This window comes from Cryobacterium psychrotolerans, from assembly GCF_900101115.1.
Lineage (GTDB): Bacteria > Actinomycetota > Actinomycetes > Actinomycetales > Microbacteriaceae > Cryobacterium > Cryobacterium psychrotolerans.
Genome location: NZ_FNFU01000005.1, coordinates 14982 through 31937 on the forward strand (window position 1 = coordinate 14982; position 16956 = coordinate 31937).

Here is a 16956-nt window from a genome sequence, read left to right on the forward strand (position 1 = left end):
AGCCAAAAGCAGCTCAGCGCTTGAGGACCGACCTGGCCCCGATCCAGACCACGGCGCCGGCCACAGCGGCGGCTGCAGCGGCAAGGCCCAGCAGCGCGGCCGGGTTGTCTTCGCCCAGCTGGCGGAGGCGCTGCGCCATCCGCGCCTGGGCTCTGTGCGCCCGCTTAGGCAGGTTGAGCTTGTACTCGAGGGCGTCGAGCGTGGACGCCAACTCGGCGCGGGCGCGCACGGCCTCGGCGCGCAACTCGGTCTTGCCGTGGGCCGGGGGCGTGGCGTTTCCGGGGACAACCTTCGGTGCGGTGCTCGTGGACGGCCTCGCTGTCGGCCTCGCTGTCGGCCTCGCTGTCGGCCTCGCTGTCGGCTCAGTGCTCATAGTCGCCCACTCCCTTCAACGCATCGACGTCGGCTCGGATGCTCGCGGTCACGCCCTCCGGGTCGCTCTGCGTGCCCTTCTTGACCCGGTTCACGCCGATCAGGACAAGGACCACCGCGATCAACAGCAGCCCGAAGCCCACGATCAGCGTGGCCAGCCACAGCGGCAGGACGAGGGCCAGCGCGATCACCGCGAGCGCGATGAGCACGCCGGTCGCGAAGAAGGCGAAGACGCCCGCGACGGCGAAGAGTCCAAGCCCGATGCCGACGTTCCTGGCCTTGCCGGCCATCTCGGCCTTGAAGGCGTTGAGTTCCGCCCTGACCAGGCTGCTGATCTCTCCGGGCAGCTCTCCGAGCAGCACGAACACTGATTTTTTCGTCTTCGGGTTGAATCCACTGGTGCTCATGGAAGTCCCTCCCCCGCCGGTGGCGGCTAGTTGGCGGACGGCTCGGACGGCTTCGTAGCCGGCTTGGCTGCCGGCTTGGCCGGACGGGACTTGGCGCCCGTCGTGGGGCCCGCTGTTGCGTCCGTTGTTGCGCCCGCCTCGGCCACCTTGACCGCCGCGGCGGTGCGGGCGGCGGAGGCCGACTCGGACGGCGCCGGCTGAGCCCCGGCGGATCTGGCGGACTTGGCGGACTTGGCGGACCTCGCGGACTTGGCGGACTTGGCGGACTTCTCCTGGGCCTTGTCCTGGACCTGCGTGAAGACCTTCTTGCCGGCCTCGAAGAGCACCGACGGCACGTCGCCGATGGCCTCGAGGGCGAAATCGCGGACCTCGGTCACGCGGCGCTGCACCGGCTTGGCGTTCCACAGATCCTTCGCCGACGCGGCGATCTGCTCATAGCGCTGGCGCCCAGCACGCGCGCCCAGCACGTATCCGACCAGTCCGCCGGTGATGAACAGAAGCTTTCCCCGCATTGTCACTCCATTCGTCGACTTTCACGTGTGCACCAGCGTAGCCCGGTTGTCCAGCCCGGCCGCGGTGGATCAGAGACCGAGCGCGGCGTGCCGCACCCGGGAGGACGCGGCGAGGGCATCCGGGATCACGGAGGCCAGGCCCGTCCCGGCCAGCCAGGCGCCGGTGATGTCGATCCCCGGGATCGCCTCGAGGGTCTCGCGCACCCGGCGCACACGGCCGGCTGCGCCGATGGTCGCGGGTGAGAGGGCGTCACCCCAAACGGTTCGGGCGAACCCCCGCACCGCGGCGGGGTCGAGGTCGACGCCCAGCAGCGCCGAGGCGTCGCGCACGGCGAGGTCCCTGAGGTCGTCGTCGGAGAGGTGGGCGACGGGGCTCTCCTGCCCGGCCCGGCCGTAGGACAACCTCAGGACGTGCCGTCCGGGGCCGGCGGCCTCGGCCACCCAGGCCCACTTCGCGCTGACGTGGGTCAGCGCCTTCGCCGTGACACCGGGGGTACCCGCCCCCACGAGCACGCCGGTGCCGCGAGGGTGCTCGTCGAGGGCCGGGGCGTCGATGACGATCGTCGCAAGCTCGACGGCGGCCGGACGCGGCCAGTCGAGTTCGGCGAGCGCCAAGGCTTCGGGCGTGACGCCGGCGAGCAGGCGGAGGGCCTGCGCGCCGGGGGTCGCGATGATCACGAAGCGGCCCTCCAGGGTCGATCCGGTGGCAGTGGCAGCGCCGAGGAGAGCGGCGGCGGCCCCTTCGGCGGCCGGAGCGGCGGGGGCGGCCAGCGTCACCGTCCAGGTCGGCTCCTGCTCGCTTCCCGCCTCGCTTCCTTTCTCGCTTCCGACCGCGCCGCCGGTGCGTGCGAGGGCGGTGACCGGCGAGCCGGTGCGCACGTCGACTCCGTAGTGGTCGAGGTCGGCGAGCAACGCGTCGACGAGCCGCGACATCCCGCCGCGAAGCCCCCCGATGGCCGAGCCGGCCGGCGCCGCGGCGCGCATCGCGGTCACGGCCCCGGAGAGCGAGCCGGCGGTGGTGAGCGCCGCATTCAGGCCGGGGGCGACCAGATCGACCTCGAGGTCGGCGGCGGAGGCCGAATAGACCCCGCCCGCCACGGGCTCGACGAGCCGGTCGAGCACGCGTCGGCCCATCCGTTTCTCCACGAGCTCGCCGAGGCTGTGCTCGCGGCCGATCTTCAGCACGGGCATGAGCCGGTCGAGGTAGGCGCGCCAGGCGCCGCCCCAGCCGATCACCCGGCGCACGTCGTCGGCCAGCGGGGAGCCGGGGATGCCGAGCACGCCGGCCCGGGGCAGCGGCACGCTGACCGACCCGGGTGCCGAGCCGTTCGCGGGCAGGTGGAGCCAGGCGCCGGCCGGGTTCGGGGCGATGACCTCGCCGGACAGTCCCAGCCCGTCGATGAACTCGGCCACCGTGTTCCGCCGCACGGCGAAGCTTTCGGCACCGCTGTCGAGGGTCATCCCGGCAACCTCGTGGCCGGCGACCGCGCCGCCGACGGCATCCGTTGCCTCGAGCACGGTCACGCGCAGCCCGACGTGCGCGCAGGCCCGGGCCGCGACCAGGGCGGCCACTCCCCCGCCGATGACCAGGACGTCCCGCAGGCCGGCGCCTTCCGCTTCGCTCATGTCGGTCAGGCGGATGCTGCGCTGTGCTCGTGCACGAAGCCCACGATCCGGGTCAGCACGTCCGGGTCGGTTTCCGGCGGGACGCCGTGGCCGAGGTTGAGCACGTGCGCCGGCGCCAGGCGACCGCGCTCGAGCACGTCGCGCAGGTGAGCCTCGAGCACTGGCCACGGCGCTGCGAGGAGCGCGGGGTCGACGTTGCCCTGGATCGGAACGACGCCGCCGAGCCGGCGGTTAGCCTCGTCCAGCGGGATCCGGTAGTCGACGCCGACGACGTCAGCACCGATGCCGTGCATCTCCTTGAGCAGCTCGCCGGTGCCCACGCCGAAGTGCACGACGGGCACGTTGCGACGGATCTCGGTCGGGTCGGCGGCTGCGTCCGGCGTGCGCTCGATGTAGGTGAGGTCGCGCACGTGCGAGATCGCCTGCGCAGAGGCGGGGGCGACGTAGGCCGCGTAGTCCTCTCGCGACAGCGCGCCGGCCCAGGAGTCGAACAGCTGCGCGGCGCTGGCTCCGGCGAGCACCTGGGCGCGGAGGAACCGGCCGGTCACCTCGGCCGTCCAGTCCATCAGCGCCGCCCAGGCCTCGGGGTCCGCGTGCATGAGCGTGCGGGCGTGGATGTGATCCTTCGACGGCCCCCCCTCGACGAGGTAGGCGGCGAGGGTGAACGGCGCCCCGGCGAAACCGATCAGCGGGGTGCCGCCGAGCTCGGCGACCGTGCGGGCGACCGCCTCGGAGATCGGTGCCAGGGCGTCGTCGAGGATGGCCGGGTCGAGGGAGGTGAGCGCCGCGACATCCTTCGCCGTGCGCGTCGCCGTGCCGAGGACCGGGCCCTTGCCGGCCACGATCTCGACGTCGACGCCGACGAGCTTGAGCGGGACGACGATGTCGCTGAAGAAGATCCCCGCGTCGACGCCGTGGCGGCGCACCGGCTGCAGCGTGATTTCGCTGGCCAGCTCCGGGTCGAGGCAGACATCGAGCATCCGCGTGCCGACGCGAAGTTCGCGGTATTCGGGCAGCGAACGGCCCGCCTGGCGCATGAACCAGACCGGGGTCACATCGGGCCGGGTGCCCTGGTAGGCGCGGATGAGGCGGGAGTCGGCGGTCTGGCCGGAGGAGAGGGGATGCTGCGCGTCGAGGTTCACACCTTCGATTCTGTCAAACATCCATCGACGTAACGATTCGGGGGGTTCGGCGACCCGACGTAGAATCGAGGACGTGCTGATTTGTCTGTCCGCGAGTCACAAGAACTCCAGCTTCGATGTGCTGGAGAAATTGTCCGTCGGCGCCAGCGCCTCCGCGGACCGGATGCTCGAGCGCCACACCTCCCTCAGCGGAGCCGTCATCGTCGCCACCTGCAACCGGTTCGAGGCCTACCTCGACCTCGATGAGCCGTTCGGGGTCTCCCCACTGCCGGCCGTCTCCGCCGCCATCGAGGCGATCAGCGCCAGCACCGGCGTGGCCGCAGACACGCTCCGCGACACCCTCGACCTCGTGCACGGCAACGGCGTCGCCGAGCACCTGTTCGCCGTGACCAGCGGCCTTGAATCCGTCGTCGTCGGCGAGGGGGAGATTGCCGGGCAGGTGCGTCGCGCCCTCGAGCAGGCTCGCGCGCACGGCACCACCAGCGGTGAGCTGGAGCGCCTGTTCCAGCGCGCTTCGCAGACCTCCCGCGGTGTCAAGAACCGCACCGGCATCGGCGCGGCCGGGCGCTCTCTCGTGCGCCTCGCCCTCGAGCTGGCCGAAAGCCGAGTGAGCGACTGGGCAGAGACCCGGGTGCTTCTGGTCGGAACCGGACGCTACGCCGGCGCCTCGCTCGCCGCTTTGCGCGACCTCGGAGCCGAGAACGTTCGGGTCTACTCGCCGTCCGGCCGGGCCCTGAAGTTCGCCAGGTCGCACGGCATCGACGCCGTCCCCGAACTCGCGTTCGCCCGCGAAGCGGCCGAGTGCGACCTCATCCTCACCTGCACGACCGTCGACCACCACGTGATCGATGCCGCCCTTCTCGGCGCCGGACGGGCGCTCCTGGCCGAACGTGAGGCCCTGCAGGACGGCGTCACTCTCCTCGTGAGCCCGGCCGATGCCGCCGGGGTCGCCGCTGCGGATGCCGCTGCGGATGCCGTCGGGGACGCCGACCGGCCGGCTGCCGCGATCGACGCTCCGCGCCAGCTCATCATCGACCTCGGGCTGCCCCGCAACGTCGACCCTGACGTCAGCCTCGTACCCGGCATCGAACTCCTCGACCTCGAGACCATCCGCATCCATGCCCCGCTCGAAGAGCTGAACAGCACCAGCGAGGCACGACAACTCGTGACCAGGGCCGCCCGGAAGTTCACGGCCGTCACCGAGGAGCAGAGCCTGGCCCCGGCTGTCGTGGCGCTGCGCAGCTACGTCTTCGACATCCTCGACGCCGAAATCGGGCGGGCGCGCGGCCGCGGCGATGCGAGCGAGCAGACCGAAGCGGCGCTTCGACACCTTGCCGGGGTGCTGTTGCACACGCCGATGGTGCGATCGCGCTCCCTCGCCCGTGCCGGGGAGCAGGAGTCGTTCCTGACCGGCCTCGACGCCCTGTTCGGCATCCAGGTCTCCCTGCCGGCCGCGGGAACGGCGCAGGCCGGCCAGGAGGCCACGCCGGACTCCGCCCCGGACGCGGGCACCGCGGCCTCGTGACCAGGTCCGTCGGCGCCACACTGCCCGTCGACGCGCATGCGATCCGCACCGACCGCCTGCTGCTGCGCCCGCTGACCGAAGCCGACGCCGACGACGTCTTCTCCTACCAGTCCCTGCCGGAGGCGGTGCGCTACCTGCCGTGGCCGCTGCGCGACCGGGAGGAATCCCGCGAGCACACCCTGAAGCGGGCCGGTTTCACTCGCCTGGCCAACGACAAGGACGCGATCATCCTCGCGGCGGAGCTGCCGGGCCCGGACGGGGAGCCCGGCCCGGTGATCGGCGACCTGAGCATCTTCCTCCAGAGCGCCGTGAACGCCCAGGTGTCGATCGGCTGGGTGTTCCACCCGATCCTCCACGGCCGGGGCTACGCAACCGAGGCGGCCCGGGCCGTGCTCGAGTTCGTTTTCACCGAGATCGGTGCCCATCGGGTCTTCGCCGAGGTCGACCCCAGGAATACGCCATCCGTGGCGCTGTGCCGGCGGCTGGGCATGCGGCTGGAGGGGATCTTGGTCGAGAACGAGATCTTCAAGGGTGAGTGGAGCGACCTCGCCGTGTTCGCGATCCTGGATCGCGAGTGGGGTGACGCGCGCTAGCTGCGCCTGCTCGTCGCCGAGACTCGCCGTTTCTGCCGAGAATGGCCGTTGCACCGGCGACTCTCGGCAGGAACGGGGATTTTCGGCACGGGGCGCCGTCTGCGAGCATGGGCGGATGCGAGCGGTCTACTTCGAAGAATTCGGCACCCTGCCCGAGGTGCGCGAGGTGCCGGACCCGGTGCCGAGCCCGGCGGGCGTCATCGTGCGCGTCGAGGCGACGGGCCTGTGCCGCAGCGACTGGCACGGCTGGATGGGGCACGATTCCGACATCGCCCTGCCGCATGTCCCCGGGCACGAACTGGTCGGGGTGATCGAGGCGGTCGGCCCCGATGTGCGCCGCTTCTCGGTCGGCCAGCGGGTGACGGTGCCCTTCGTCTGCGCGTGCGGCGACTGCCCCGAGTGCGCGAGCGGCCAGGGCCAGGTCTGCCGGAACCAGACCCAGCCGGGGTTCACCCACTGGGGCTCGTACGCCGAGCTGGTCGCGCTGCACAACGCCGACGTCAACCTCGTTGCCCTGCCGGGCGACCTGGATGCCGGCGCGGCCGCCCTGCTCGGCTGCCGGTTCGCGACCTCCTACCGCGGGCTCGTGCACCAGGCCCGGCTGGCCGCCGGCGAGACGCTCGTGGTCGTCGGCTGCGGCGGGGTGGGACTCTCCGCCGTGATGATCGGCCGGGCCCTCGGCGCGGTCGTGATCGCCGTCGACATCAGCGCCGCGGCTCTCGACGCAGCGTCGCGGGTGGGAGCCGCGCACACCGTCAACTCCGCCGGACTCTCCGACGTCGAGGTCGTCGCGCGCATCCGCGCGCTCGCCCCCGACGGCGCGGAGGTCACGGTCGAGGCCCTCGGCCGGGAGAACACCGTGGGCATCGCCATCCGTTCGCTCGCCATCCGCGGACGGCACGTGCAGATCGGGCTGCTGGCCACAGACCCTCAGGTTCCTCTGGGCCTCGTCATCGCGCGGGAACTCACCGTGCTCGGCAGCCACGGGATGCCTGCCCACGACTACTCCGAGCTTCTCGCGCTCGTCGCCTACGGCCGGTTGCGACCGCAAGACCTGATCAGCACGAGAATCACCCTCGACGAGGCCCCCGCCGCCCTGGCCGCGATGTCGGCCGCGACCCCCGCCGCGGGCGTCACCCTGATCGAAGTGTCCCGCCCCGCCCGCTCCTGACTCCTCCGCTTCACCGCCGTCGCCGCGGTTCCGGCCCGCGGTTGTGGCAGTTGTGGGCAGTTGTGGTGGCGAACTCAGGAGAAACCGCACGGCCACGCGGATCGGCCGCGCCATTCCGCGGCGGCAGCCCACCGAACTACGGATTCTCCTGAGTTCGCCACCACGGAAGGGCTCAACGCCGCGGACGAGGCGCGGGGTTCAGGGTCGAGCGGGTCCTGCTAAGCGCCGCGGAGGCGCTCGGCGAGGTAGGCGTCGAGCTTGTCGAGCGGGATGCGCTCCTGCGCCATGGTGTCGCGGTCGCGCACGGTGACGGCCTGGTCCTCGAGCGAGTCGAAGTCGACCGTGACGCAGTACGGGGTGCCGATCTCGTCCTGCCGGCGGTAGCGGCGTCCGATCGCGCCGGCGTCGTCGAAGTCCACGTTCCAGGACTCGCGCAGCCGGGCCGCAAGGGTCTTGGCCATCGGCGAGAGGGCCTCGTTGCGCGACAGCGGGAGCACGGCGACCTTGACCGGAGCGAGGCGCGGGTCGAGCTTGAGCACGGTGCGCTTGTCCACGCCGCCCTTCGCGTTGGGCACTTCCTCCTCGTGGTACGCGTCCACGAGGAACGCCATCAGCGAGCGGGTCAGCCCGGCGGCCGGCTCGATCACGAAGGGAACCCAACGCTCGTTCTTCGTCTGGTCGAAGTACGAGAGGTCCTTGCCGGATGCCGCCGCGTGCGTCTTCAGGTCGAAGTCGGTGCGGTTCGCCACACCCTCGAGCTCGCCGAACTCGCTGCCGGTAAAACCGAAACGGTACTCGATGTCCACGGTGCGCTTGGAGTAGTGGGAGAGCTTCTCCTGCGGGTGCTCGAAGAGGCGCAGGTTCTCGGGATTGATGCCGAGACCGGTGTACCAGGCCAGCCGCGTGTCGATCCAGTACTGGTGCCATTCCTCGTCCGTGCCGGGCTCGACGAAGAATTCCATCTCCATCTGCTCGAACTCGCGGGTGCGGAAAATGAAGTTTCCGGGCGTGATCTCGTTGCGGAAGCTCTTGCCGGTCTGGCCGATCCCGAACGGCGGCTTCATCCGCGCCGCCTGCAGCACGTTGGCGAAGTTCACGAAGATGCCCTGCGCGGTCTCCGGGCGCAGGTAGTGCAGCCCGGATTCGTCGTCGACCGGGCCGAGGTAGGTCTTGAGCAGGCCGGAGAAGGCACGCGGCTCGGTCCAGGTGTTGCGGTTGCCGCAGTTCGGGCAGGGGATGCCGTCGAGTCCTCCCTCGGCGGCGCGGCCCTTCCTCTCCTCGAATTCCTCCTCGAGGTGGTCGGCGCGGAAGCGCTTGTGGCAGCTGGTGCACTCGACCAGCGGGTCGCTGAAGACCTCGACGTGGCCGGATGCCTCCCAGACCTGCTTGGGCAGGATGACGGATGAATCGAGCCCGACGACGTCCTCGCGCCCGGTGACCATGGTGCGCCACCACTGCCTCTTGATGTTCTCCTTGAGCTCAACCCCGAGCGGTCCGTAGTCCCAGGCGGACCGGGATCCGCCGTAGATTTCACCGGCCTGGAAGACGAACCCGCGGTGGCGGGCGAGGGCGATGACGGAATCAAGACGGGAGAGTGCGGCCACGGTGGCTCCAATGGTCGGGAAGGAAAAGGAGGGAAAGCCCCATTTTAGGCGCTCGTCCGGCGCCCGAACGCCCTGCTGCTAGCGTTGCCGAGGAAGTCCGCAGCCAGCCGCGGGTTCTCGAGGGAGCGAAAATGAGCACGACGCCGAGATCATCGAAGGATGCGAACGAGGATTCCACCGGTCTGCAACTGGTCCCGGATCGACTGCCCGTGGCCGTGGAGGAGAGCGTCCTCGAGGCCGAGCGCCGCAACTGGACTCCCGCGAAAATTGCACTCTGGGCAGGTATTTCCCTCGTCGGCGCCGTCAGCTGGGTCATGCTCGCCGTGGTTCGCGGCGAGACCGTCAACGCGGCCTGGTTCGTCTTCGCGGCCGTCGCCACCTACCTGATCGCCTACCGCTTCTACTCCCGCTTCATCGAGAAGCACCTGCTGCGGCCCGACGACCGCCGGGCGACCCCGGCCGAATACAAGGCCGACGGCAAGGACTACGCCGTCACCGACCGTCGGGTGCTCTTCGGGCACCACTTCGCCGCCATCGCCGGCGCCGGCCCGCTCGTCGGCCCGGTCCTGGCCGCCCAGATGGGCTACCTGCCCGGCACGATCTGGATCATCGTCGGCGTCATCCTCGCCGGAGCAGTGCAGGACTACCTGATCCTGTTCTTCTCCATGCGCCGCGGCGGCCGCTCCCTCGGCCAGATGGCCAGGGACGAGCTCGGCGTCATCGGCGGCACCGCCGCCCTCGTCGCGACCCTCGTGATCATGGTCATCATCGTGGCCATCCTCGCCCTCGTCGTCGTCAACGCGCTGGCGGAGAGCCCCTGGGGCGTCTTCTCGGTCTCGATGACCATCCCGATCGCCCTGCTGATGGGCGTCTACCTGCGTTTCTTCCGGCCGGGCAAGGTGACCGAGGTCTCGATCATCGGTTTCGTGCTGCTGATCGCCGCCATCATCGGCGGCGGGATGATCGCCGGCACCGAATGGGGTTCGGCCTTCTTCCTTCTCGACAAGGTCACGATCGCCTGGGGCATCATCATCTACGGCTTCATCGCCGCGATCCTGCCGGTCTGGCTGCTGCTGGCCCCGCGGGACTACCTCTCCACCTTCATGAAGATCGGCACGATCCTGATGCTGGCCGTCGCGATCGTCATCGTGCGGCCGGAGATCAACGTTCCCGCGGTCAGTGAGTTCGCGGCGGCCGGCGGTCCCGTGGTCAGCGGTTCGCTCTTCCCGTTCCTCTTCGTCACGATCGCCTGCGGCGCGCTGTCCGGATTCCACGCGCTGATCGCATCCGGCACCACGCCCAAGCTCGTCCAGAAGGAGCGCCAGACCCGGTTCATCGGCTACGGCGGCATGCTGATGGAGTCCTTCGTTGCGATCATGGCTCTCGTCGCCGCGCTGTCGATCGACCGCGGGATCTACTTCGCCATGAACTCCCCCGTCGCCCTCACCGGCGGTACGGTCGAGGGCGCCGTCGCCTTCGTCAACAGCCTGGGCCTGACCGGCGTCAACCTGACCCCCGACATGCTCACGCAGACGGCGAAGAATGTCGGCGAGGAATCGATCGTCTCCCGCACCGGTGGGGCGCCGACCCTCTCCGTCGGGCTGGCGCACATCATGCAGCAGGTGGCCGGCGGCACCGGGATGATGGCGTTCTGGTACCACTTCGCCATCATGTTCGAGGCGCTGTTCATCCTCACCGCCGTCGACGCCGGCACCCGGGTCGCCCGGTTCATGATGCAGGACAGCCTGGGCAACTTCTTCCCGAAGTTCAAGGACACCTCCTGGCGCGTGGGCGCCTGGCTCGCCACCGCGGTCATGGTGGGGGCGTGGGGCGCCGTGCTGCTGATGGGCGTGACCGACCCGCTGGGCGGGATCAACACGCTCTTCCCGCTGTTCGGCATCGCCAACCAGCTGCTGGCTGCGATCGCGCTGGCCGTCTCGATGGCCATCATCGCCAAGCGCGGCAACTTCCGCTACCTGTGGATCGTGGCCCTGCCCCTCTCGTTCGCCGCCGTCGTGACCATCTATGCGTCGTTCCTGAAGATCTTCTCGACCGTCCCGAACGTGGGCTACTTCGCGCAGAACAAGGCGTTCTCGGACGCCCTCGCGGCCGGGGAGACCAGCTTCGGCGCCGCCCCGACGGTGCAGGCTATGGAGGCCGTCGTGCGCAACACGATGGTGCAGGGGCTGCTCTCGATCCTCTTCGTCACACTCGCCATCATCGTCATCGCCACCGCGATCGTCGCCACCTGGAAGGCGTACCGCTCGGGCTCGAGCACGACCGACGAGGATCCGGCCGTGCAGTCCCGGATCTTCGGCCCGGCCGCGTTCGTGCCGACCGCAGCCGAGAAGGAGCTCGAGGTCCAGTGGGACGCACAGGCCGCTGAGCTGAAGGCGGCTCTTCCGCCGAGGGCAGCCCGGTCCGGCCGATGAGGGATGTCCTCGCCGCGGTACGCACCGGCGCCAGGGGAATCGCCTGGTTCGTCCGGGGCGTGCTCGGCGAGGACGCCTACGACAAGTACGTCGCGCACCACGCGGCGACCCACGGCGGGGCGGAGGCCGGAACCTGCGGCATCGGAGAGCCCGTGATGACAGAGCGCCAGTTCTGGCGCGACCAGACCGACCGGCAGCAGAAGAACCCGCAGAACCGCTGCTGCTGAGGGCGTCCCCGCCGTGCGCGGTCGGCCGGCCGGTCGGGAGGTCGGGAGGTCGGCCGGCCGGGAGTCCGGGAGCCCGGGAGTCCGGGAGTCCGGAGGCTAACTCAGGAGAATCCGTGATGTGGCCGACTGAGGCCGCTGAAAGACGGGGCGCGCGTTTGCCCGGTCCCGGTTTCTCCTGAATTAGCCGCAGGCGAGTGCGGCCAGGGCCGTGAGTCGCGGACCTCGGATTAGGCTCGGTCCATGAGCGAGTCCCTCCGTCGCATGCTTCGCGCCCTGCCGGATTTCCCCGCGGACCTTCCGGCTTTCGACCCGGCGAGTGCGCCGGCCGGCCCGGCCGCCCTGTTCGTGCAGTGGCTGCACGAGGCCCTGGCCGCCGGCGTGCCGCAACCGCACGCCTTCAGCCTGGCCACCGCGGATGCCGAGGGCAACCTGTCCTCCCGGATGCTCATCCTGAAGAACATCGACGACGAGGGCTGGCACTTCGCCACGGCGACCACCTCGCGGAAGGGCCGGGAACTGGCCGCCAACCCTCGGGCCGCCATGAACTTCTACTGGTCGCGGCTCGGCCGGCAGGTGCGGGTGAGCGGAACCGTGGCCCTGCTGTCGGCCGAGGCATCCGCCGCCGACTGGGCCGAACGCCCCGCGGCCGACGAGTCGGCCAATCCGAGCTGGCAGCTGTATGCCCTGCGGCCGACGGAGGTGGAGTTCTGGCAGGCCGGCGCCGACCGCAACCACATCCGGCACCGCTACAGCCTCTGACCGCTACAGCCCGTATGGTGGCCGGATGACGAAGACGGCACTCATCATCGGCGGAACCGGGCAGATCGGCCTGGCGGCCGCGGCCCGGCTGGCGACCTCCGACTGGGCTGTGACGGTCGCCCATCGCGGGCAGCACTCACCCGCGCTTTCGGCGGATGTTCGGAGCATCCGGTTCGACCGCGCCGACACGGCCGCGCTGCACGCAGCCGCCCGCGGCAACGACCTCGTGCTCGACACGGTTGCCTACGACACCGGCCACGCCGACCAGCTCGCCCGGCTGGCCGGCGACGTCGGCTCCCTCGTCGTCATCTCCACCGGATCCGTCTACCTCGGCCGGAACGGTTCCTACCTCGACGTGGCGACCGACGAGGTCTTCCCGGACTTCCCGGTGCCGCTCACCGAGGCCGACCCGACCGTGGACAATGCCGAGCAGAGCTATTCGCCGCTGAAGGCGGCGATGGAGCGCCGGCTGCTGGCCGCCGCCGACCTGCCGGTCAGCATCCTCCGGCCGGGCGCGATCCACGGGCCGCACAGCCCGGCGCTCCGCGAATGGTTCTTCATCAAGCGGGTGCTCGACGGCCGCCGCCGCGTGGTGCTCGCCTACGACGGCGCCAGCCGGTTCGCCACGTCGGCCACCGCGAACATCGCCGAGCTCGTGTCCCGGTGCGCCGAGCAGCCGGGCCGCCGCGTGCTCAACGCCGTCGACGACGAGGCGCTCACCGTGGCAGAGATCGGCCGGGCGGTGTTCGATGCGATGGGGCACGAGGCCGAGATCCTCTGTTTCGCCGGTCCGCCTCGGGACGGACTCGGATCGAGTCCCTGGGGCCTGGCGAACCCGATCGTGCTCAGCATGGCCGCCGCCCGCGAGCAGCTCGGCTACGCGCCGGTCGTGAGCTACGCGGAGGGCCTGGCCGACGACATCCGCTGGGTGACGGATGCCGTCGCCGCGGCCGAGCGCCGCGGCGAGTCCTGGCAGCAGCTCTTCCCGTCCATCGTCAAGCGCTACGGCGCGAACGGCTGGTTCCCCTACGCTGCCGAGGACGCGCACGCCGGCTCACCGGGCTGAGCGGCCGACCTCAGGTCGTCAGCGCGTAGGCCTGCCGCAGCCAGCCCGCGAGCTCGGCGTCGACCTCCGCCGTCGTGCGGATCACGATCTCGTTGTGCCAGCGGTTCTTTGAGACCTGCTCGGTCTTACGGATGCGCTCGCTCACGATCGGTTCGGACGTCACGAGGTTCAGCAGCACGGCGCCCGATCGCGGGTGGATTGCGAGGAACGCGCGACCGTTCGTCACGTGCAGGGAGCCCTGCTTCTCCTCGATCTCGTGTCCGCCGAGCTGGGCCAGGGCGCCCTGGAGGATCTCGAAGATCTCGCGGGCCGTGTCATCCGCCTGGATTCGTTCGATCGCCGTCGCCGCCATGCCCCCATAATCCCCCACACCCCCGCGAAACTGCAGTTGTGCGCGCTAAAACGCCCTCAGAACGCGCACAACTGCGGTTTCGCGGGAGGTGACGGGAGGTGGCGCGAGGGTCAGTGCACGTATTCGAGCAGGTCGAGGCCGATGGCCCGCATGCCGTCGAGCACGGAGAGGCGGGCGGAGAGCTTCGTGTCGGCAAACGACATCGACACTGCGTAGGTCACGCCGGCCCGCGGGCCGCGGAGGATGCCGACCTCGCTGCGCACGCCGGCATCCGTGCCCGTCTTGTTGACCAGCAGGATGCCGTGGTCGCCGTCCCGGTGCGACAGCGGGTCGAGCCCGAACGCACTGGCCACCATCGACAGGTCGGTGTTCAGGGACAGCCAGCCGATGACGCGTTCACTGGCCTCGGCGTCGACGATCTCGCCGCGGGCGAGCGCCGTGAGCAGCCAGGTGAGTTCCTTCGCGCTGCCGACCGAGAGCTGTGGGGCATCGTCCGGGCCGCGCTGGTCGCGGACGAGGTCGAGCAGGGCCGTGCGGGAGAGGCCGAGCTGCTCGGTGCGCGCCCGCACCGCGTCGAGTCCGACGGCGCGGATGAGCACGTTCGTGGCCAGGTTGTCGCTCGTGGCGCCGACGAGGGCGGCGAGGTCCGCGACCGGCAGCGAGGGCGCCTGCAGGTGCTGCCAGATTCCGGGGCCGCTCACCGCGTCCGCGGCGGTGCGATCGAGGATCGTGTAGACGCCGAAGTCGGCGTCGCGGAGGCGCGCGGCCACCTCGATCAGGAGGAGGATCTTGCCGATGCCCGCCGTCGGCATTTCGACGTGGTCGTCGACCGAGAACAGCACCCGGCCGGTCGTCAGGTCGGTCGCGCGCGCGGACACCTGCACGCCGTCCATCGCCAGTTCGCCGAGGGCCTGGAAGCCCCGGGCGAAGTTCTCGTGCGTCTCCGGACCCTTGTGCTTGCCTTTGCGCTCGGCGGAGTGCCTGGAGCGTCGCTCTGCATCCTGGATCGGCTTGGACAATTCGCGCGCGCTTTCTCTCGGTGCGGGCAAGAATACCCCGCGATCACCCTATGTCACAGGCCGGCGGGGGACCTCACCCGGCCGGCCTCACCAGATGGTGACGCGCTTCTCCGGGTCGAGCCAGAGCGCATCCGCCTCGGTGACCCCGAACGCCTCGTAGAACTCGTCGATGTTGCTGACGATCTGGTTGCAGCGGAACTCGTTGGGCGAGTGCGGGTCGATCGCCAGCAGGCGGATGACTTCCTCGTCGCGACCCTTCATCTGCCACGCCTGCGCCCAGGAGAGGAAGAAGCGCCGGGCACCGGTCATCCCGTCGATCACCGGCGGCTCCTGGCCGGCCAGCGACAGGAGGTAGGCCTTCCAGGCGATCGACAGGCCGCCCAGGTCGCCGATGTTTTCGCCGATGGTCAGGGCTCCGTTGACGTGGTGCTCGGGCACCTGCTTCGGGGCGAGGGCGTTGAACTGCTCGATCAGCGACCTGGTGCGCTCCTGGAACGCGGCCTTGTCTGCCTCGGTCCACCAGTCGATCAGCAGCCCGTCGCCGTCGTACTTGGAGCCCTGGTCGTCGAAGCCGTGGCCGATCTCGTGCCCGATGACGGCGCCGATGGCCCCGTAGTTGGCGGCCGAATCGCGGGCCTCGTCGAAGAAGGGGAACTGCAGGATGGCGGCCGGGAAGACGATCTCGTTGAAACCCGGGTTGTAGTACGCGTTGATCGTCTGCGGCGTCATGAACCACTCGTCACGGTCGAGCGGGTTGCCGATCTTGCCGAGTTCCCGGTGGAACTCGAACTCGCTGGCCGCCCGCACGTTCGCGATGAGGTCGCCGGCGTCGATCGTCAGGGTCGAGTAGTCGCGCCACTTCACCGGGTAGCCGATCTTGGGCGTGAACTTGTCGAGCTTCTCGAGAGCGCGGGTGCGCGTCTCGTCGGTCATCCATTCGAGCCCGGTGATGCTCTGCCGGTAGGCCTCGACGAGGTGGCCGACGAGCACGTCCATGCCGGCCTTGGCGCTGGGCTTGAAGTGCCGCTCCACGTAGATGCGGCCGACAGCCTCGCCGAGCGCGCCCTCGACGAGCGAGACGCCGCGCTTCCAGCGGTCGCGGATCTGCGGGGTGCCGCTGAGGGTGCGCCCGTAGAACTCGAAGTTGGCGGCGACGAAATCGCTCGAGAGGTACGCGGCGCTCGAACGGATGACCTGCCAGCGCAGCCAGTCCCGCCAGTCGTCGAGCCTGTCCTCGGTGAGCATCTCGGCGAGCCCGCTCACGAAGCTGGGCTGGCGCACGACGAGCTCCTCAAAGGCGGCCTCGGGGGCGTCGAGCCCCTCGAGCCAGAGGTGGAGGTCGGCCCCCGCGGCGAGCGCGGACACCTGCCCCCAGGTCTTGAGGTTGTAGGCGAGCTCGCTGTCGCGGGACTTCACGTTGTCCCAGTGGTGGCGGGCGAGCTCGGTCTCGAGGTCGAAGACGCGCTTGGCACGGGTCTCGGCGTCGCTGATGCCGGCGAGTCCGAACATCCGCGCCTGGAGGGTCAGGTAGGCGTCGCGGACGGAGGCGAACTTCTCCTCGCGGTAGTAGGACTCGTCGGGCAGGCCGATGCCGCCCTGCTCGACGAAGACGAGGTAGCGCTCGGGGTTGCCCGGATCGTTGTCGACGTAGAGGTGGAAAGCGCTGGCGACGCCCTTGCGCTCGAGCCGGCCGAGCGTGCCGAGCAGGATCGGAATCGAGGTGACGGCGTCGACCGTGGCGAGGTCGGCCTGAAGCGGCGTCGCGCCCAGCTTCTCCACGCGATCCTCGTCGAGGAAGCTGGCGTACAGGTCGCCGAACTTGCGTTCCTCGGTGCCTTCCGGGGCGGACTGGGCCTCGAGGATGATCTCCCGCACGGACTTCTCGGACTCCTCGGCGAGGAGGTAGAACGACCCCCACCGGGCCTTGTCGGCCGGAATCTCGCTGCGGGCGATCCATTTGCCGTTCACGTGTCGGAACAGATCGTCCTGCGGGCGGATGCCCGGGTCGAGTTCTGAAGTGTCGATTCCGGATGCGAGCCCCTGGTCAGTCATGCGCCCCAGCCTATTCGGTCCCTCCCCCGCCGAACTGTGAGTTCGGCACCTTCGCGGGCCCCGGGAAGGTGCCAAACTCACAGTTCGGCGGGATGGA

At 70.2% G+C, this 16956-nt stretch carries 16 protein-coding genes; 7 read left to right on the plus strand and 9 right to left on the minus strand.

Features of this window, described 5'->3' with window-relative positions:
• Nucleotides 1–13: 13 nt before the first annotated feature.
• From BLQ39_RS05920 to hemE, 5 genes are all read right to left on the minus strand, one after another.
• Nucleotides 14–373: a DUF3618 domain-containing protein gene (locus tag BLQ39_RS05920; RefSeq protein ID WP_092322500.1), complete on the minus strand. Its 360-nt coding sequence runs from the start codon at nucleotides 371–373 to the stop codon at nucleotides 14–16.
• Nucleotides 363–779, minus strand: coding sequence for a phage holin family protein (locus BLQ39_RS05925; protein ID WP_092322501.1), 417 nt, complete (start codon nucleotides 777–779; stop codon nucleotides 363–365). The genes BLQ39_RS05920 and BLQ39_RS05925 overlap by 11 nt, the downstream gene beginning before the upstream one ends.
• A 26-nt stretch (nucleotides 780–805) precedes the next feature.
• Nucleotides 806–1291 (minus strand): hypothetical protein, encoded by a 486-nt coding sequence (locus BLQ39_RS05930; protein WP_092322503.1) that lies wholly within the window; start codon nucleotides 1289–1291, stop codon nucleotides 806–808.
• Between the two features lie 69 nt (nucleotides 1292–1360).
• Nucleotides 1361–2917: a protoporphyrinogen/coproporphyrinogen oxidase gene (locus BLQ39_RS05935; RefSeq protein WP_092322504.1), complete on the minus strand. Its 1557-nt coding sequence runs from the start codon at nucleotides 2915–2917 to the stop codon at nucleotides 1361–1363.
• Nucleotides 2918–2922: 5 nt separating this feature from the next.
• Nucleotides 2923–4080 carry a uroporphyrinogen decarboxylase gene (gene hemE, locus BLQ39_RS05940; protein WP_092322506.1) on the minus strand — a complete coding sequence of 386 codons (1158 nt, stop codon included), beginning with the start codon at nucleotides 4078–4080 and terminating at the stop codon, nucleotides 2923–2925.
• Between the two features lie 52 nt (nucleotides 4081–4132).
• Here hemE and BLQ39_RS05945 point away from each other — a divergent pair, with 52 nt between their 5' ends.
• From BLQ39_RS05945 to BLQ39_RS05955, 3 genes are all read left to right on the plus strand, one after another.
• Entirely contained in the window at nucleotides 4133–5584 is a 1452-nt protein-coding gene (locus BLQ39_RS05945; RefSeq protein WP_092322507.1) for a glutamyl-tRNA reductase, read from the plus strand.
• Nucleotides 5581–6177, plus strand: a complete 597-nt coding sequence (locus BLQ39_RS05950; RefSeq protein ID WP_092322509.1) for a GNAT family N-acetyltransferase — start codon at nucleotides 5581–5583, stop codon at nucleotides 6175–6177. The genes BLQ39_RS05945 and BLQ39_RS05950 overlap by 4 nt, the downstream gene beginning before the upstream one ends.
• Nucleotides 6178–6292: 115 nt before the next feature.
• A complete protein-coding gene (locus tag BLQ39_RS05955; RefSeq protein WP_092322510.1) occupies nucleotides 6293–7348 on the plus strand; it encodes an alcohol dehydrogenase catalytic domain-containing protein in 1056 nt (351 codons plus the stop codon).
• A 218-nt stretch (nucleotides 7349–7566) separates the two neighbouring features.
• Here the strand turns inward: BLQ39_RS05955 and BLQ39_RS05960 are convergent, their stop codons facing one another.
• On the minus strand, nucleotides 7567–8952 hold the full coding sequence (locus tag BLQ39_RS05960) for a glycine--tRNA ligase (RefSeq protein WP_092322512.1): 1386 nt from the start codon (nucleotides 8950–8952) through the stop codon (nucleotides 7567–7569).
• Nucleotides 8953–9083: 131 nt separating this feature from the next.
• On the opposite strand from BLQ39_RS05960, the gene BLQ39_RS05965 reads away from it, so the two are divergent.
• The 4 genes from BLQ39_RS05965 (at nucleotide 9084) to BLQ39_RS05980 (ending at nucleotide 13436) form a co-directional block, all read left to right on the plus strand.
• On the plus strand, nucleotides 9084–11384 hold the full coding sequence (locus BLQ39_RS05965) for a carbon starvation CstA family protein (RefSeq protein ID WP_092322513.1): 2301 nt from the start codon (nucleotides 9084–9086) through the stop codon (nucleotides 11382–11384).
• Nucleotides 11381–11611, plus strand: a complete 231-nt coding sequence (locus BLQ39_RS05970; RefSeq protein WP_092322515.1) for a YbdD/YjiX family protein — start codon at nucleotides 11381–11383, stop codon at nucleotides 11609–11611. Before BLQ39_RS05965 ends, BLQ39_RS05970 begins: the two co-directional genes overlap by 4 nt.
• A gap of 240 nt (nucleotides 11612–11851) precedes the next feature.
• On the plus strand, nucleotides 11852–12370 hold the full coding sequence (locus BLQ39_RS05975; RefSeq protein ID WP_092322516.1) for a pyridoxine/pyridoxamine 5'-phosphate oxidase: 519 nt from the start codon (nucleotides 11852–11854) through the stop codon (nucleotides 12368–12370).
• 25 nt (nucleotides 12371–12395) lie between these two features.
• Nucleotides 12396–13436: an NAD-dependent epimerase/dehydratase family protein gene (locus BLQ39_RS05980; RefSeq protein ID WP_092322518.1), complete on the plus strand. Its 1041-nt coding sequence runs from the start codon at nucleotides 12396–12398 to the stop codon at nucleotides 13434–13436.
• A 10-nt stretch (nucleotides 13437–13446) separates the two neighbouring features.
• Here BLQ39_RS05980 and BLQ39_RS05985 read toward each other — a convergent pair whose 3' ends face one another.
• The 3 genes from BLQ39_RS05985 to BLQ39_RS05995 all read right to left on the minus strand — a co-directional run bounded on the left by BLQ39_RS05985 (nucleotide 13447) and on the right by BLQ39_RS05995 (nucleotide 16859).
• Nucleotides 13447–13788, minus strand: a complete 342-nt coding sequence (locus tag BLQ39_RS05985) for a DUF5655 domain-containing protein (protein WP_092322519.1) — start codon at nucleotides 13786–13788, stop codon at nucleotides 13447–13449.
• Between the two features lie 110 nt (nucleotides 13789–13898).
• Nucleotides 13899–14807 carry a serine hydrolase gene (locus BLQ39_RS05990; RefSeq protein WP_092322521.1) on the minus strand — a complete coding sequence of 303 codons (909 nt, stop codon included), beginning with the start codon at nucleotides 14805–14807 and terminating at the stop codon, nucleotides 13899–13901.
• Nucleotides 14808–14894: 87 nt separating this feature from the next.
• Nucleotides 14895–16859 carry a M13 family metallopeptidase gene (locus tag BLQ39_RS05995; protein ID WP_092322522.1) on the minus strand — a complete coding sequence of 655 codons (1965 nt, stop codon included), beginning with the start codon at nucleotides 16857–16859 and terminating at the stop codon, nucleotides 14895–14897.
• Between the last annotated feature and the right edge of the window lie 97 nt (nucleotides 16860–16956).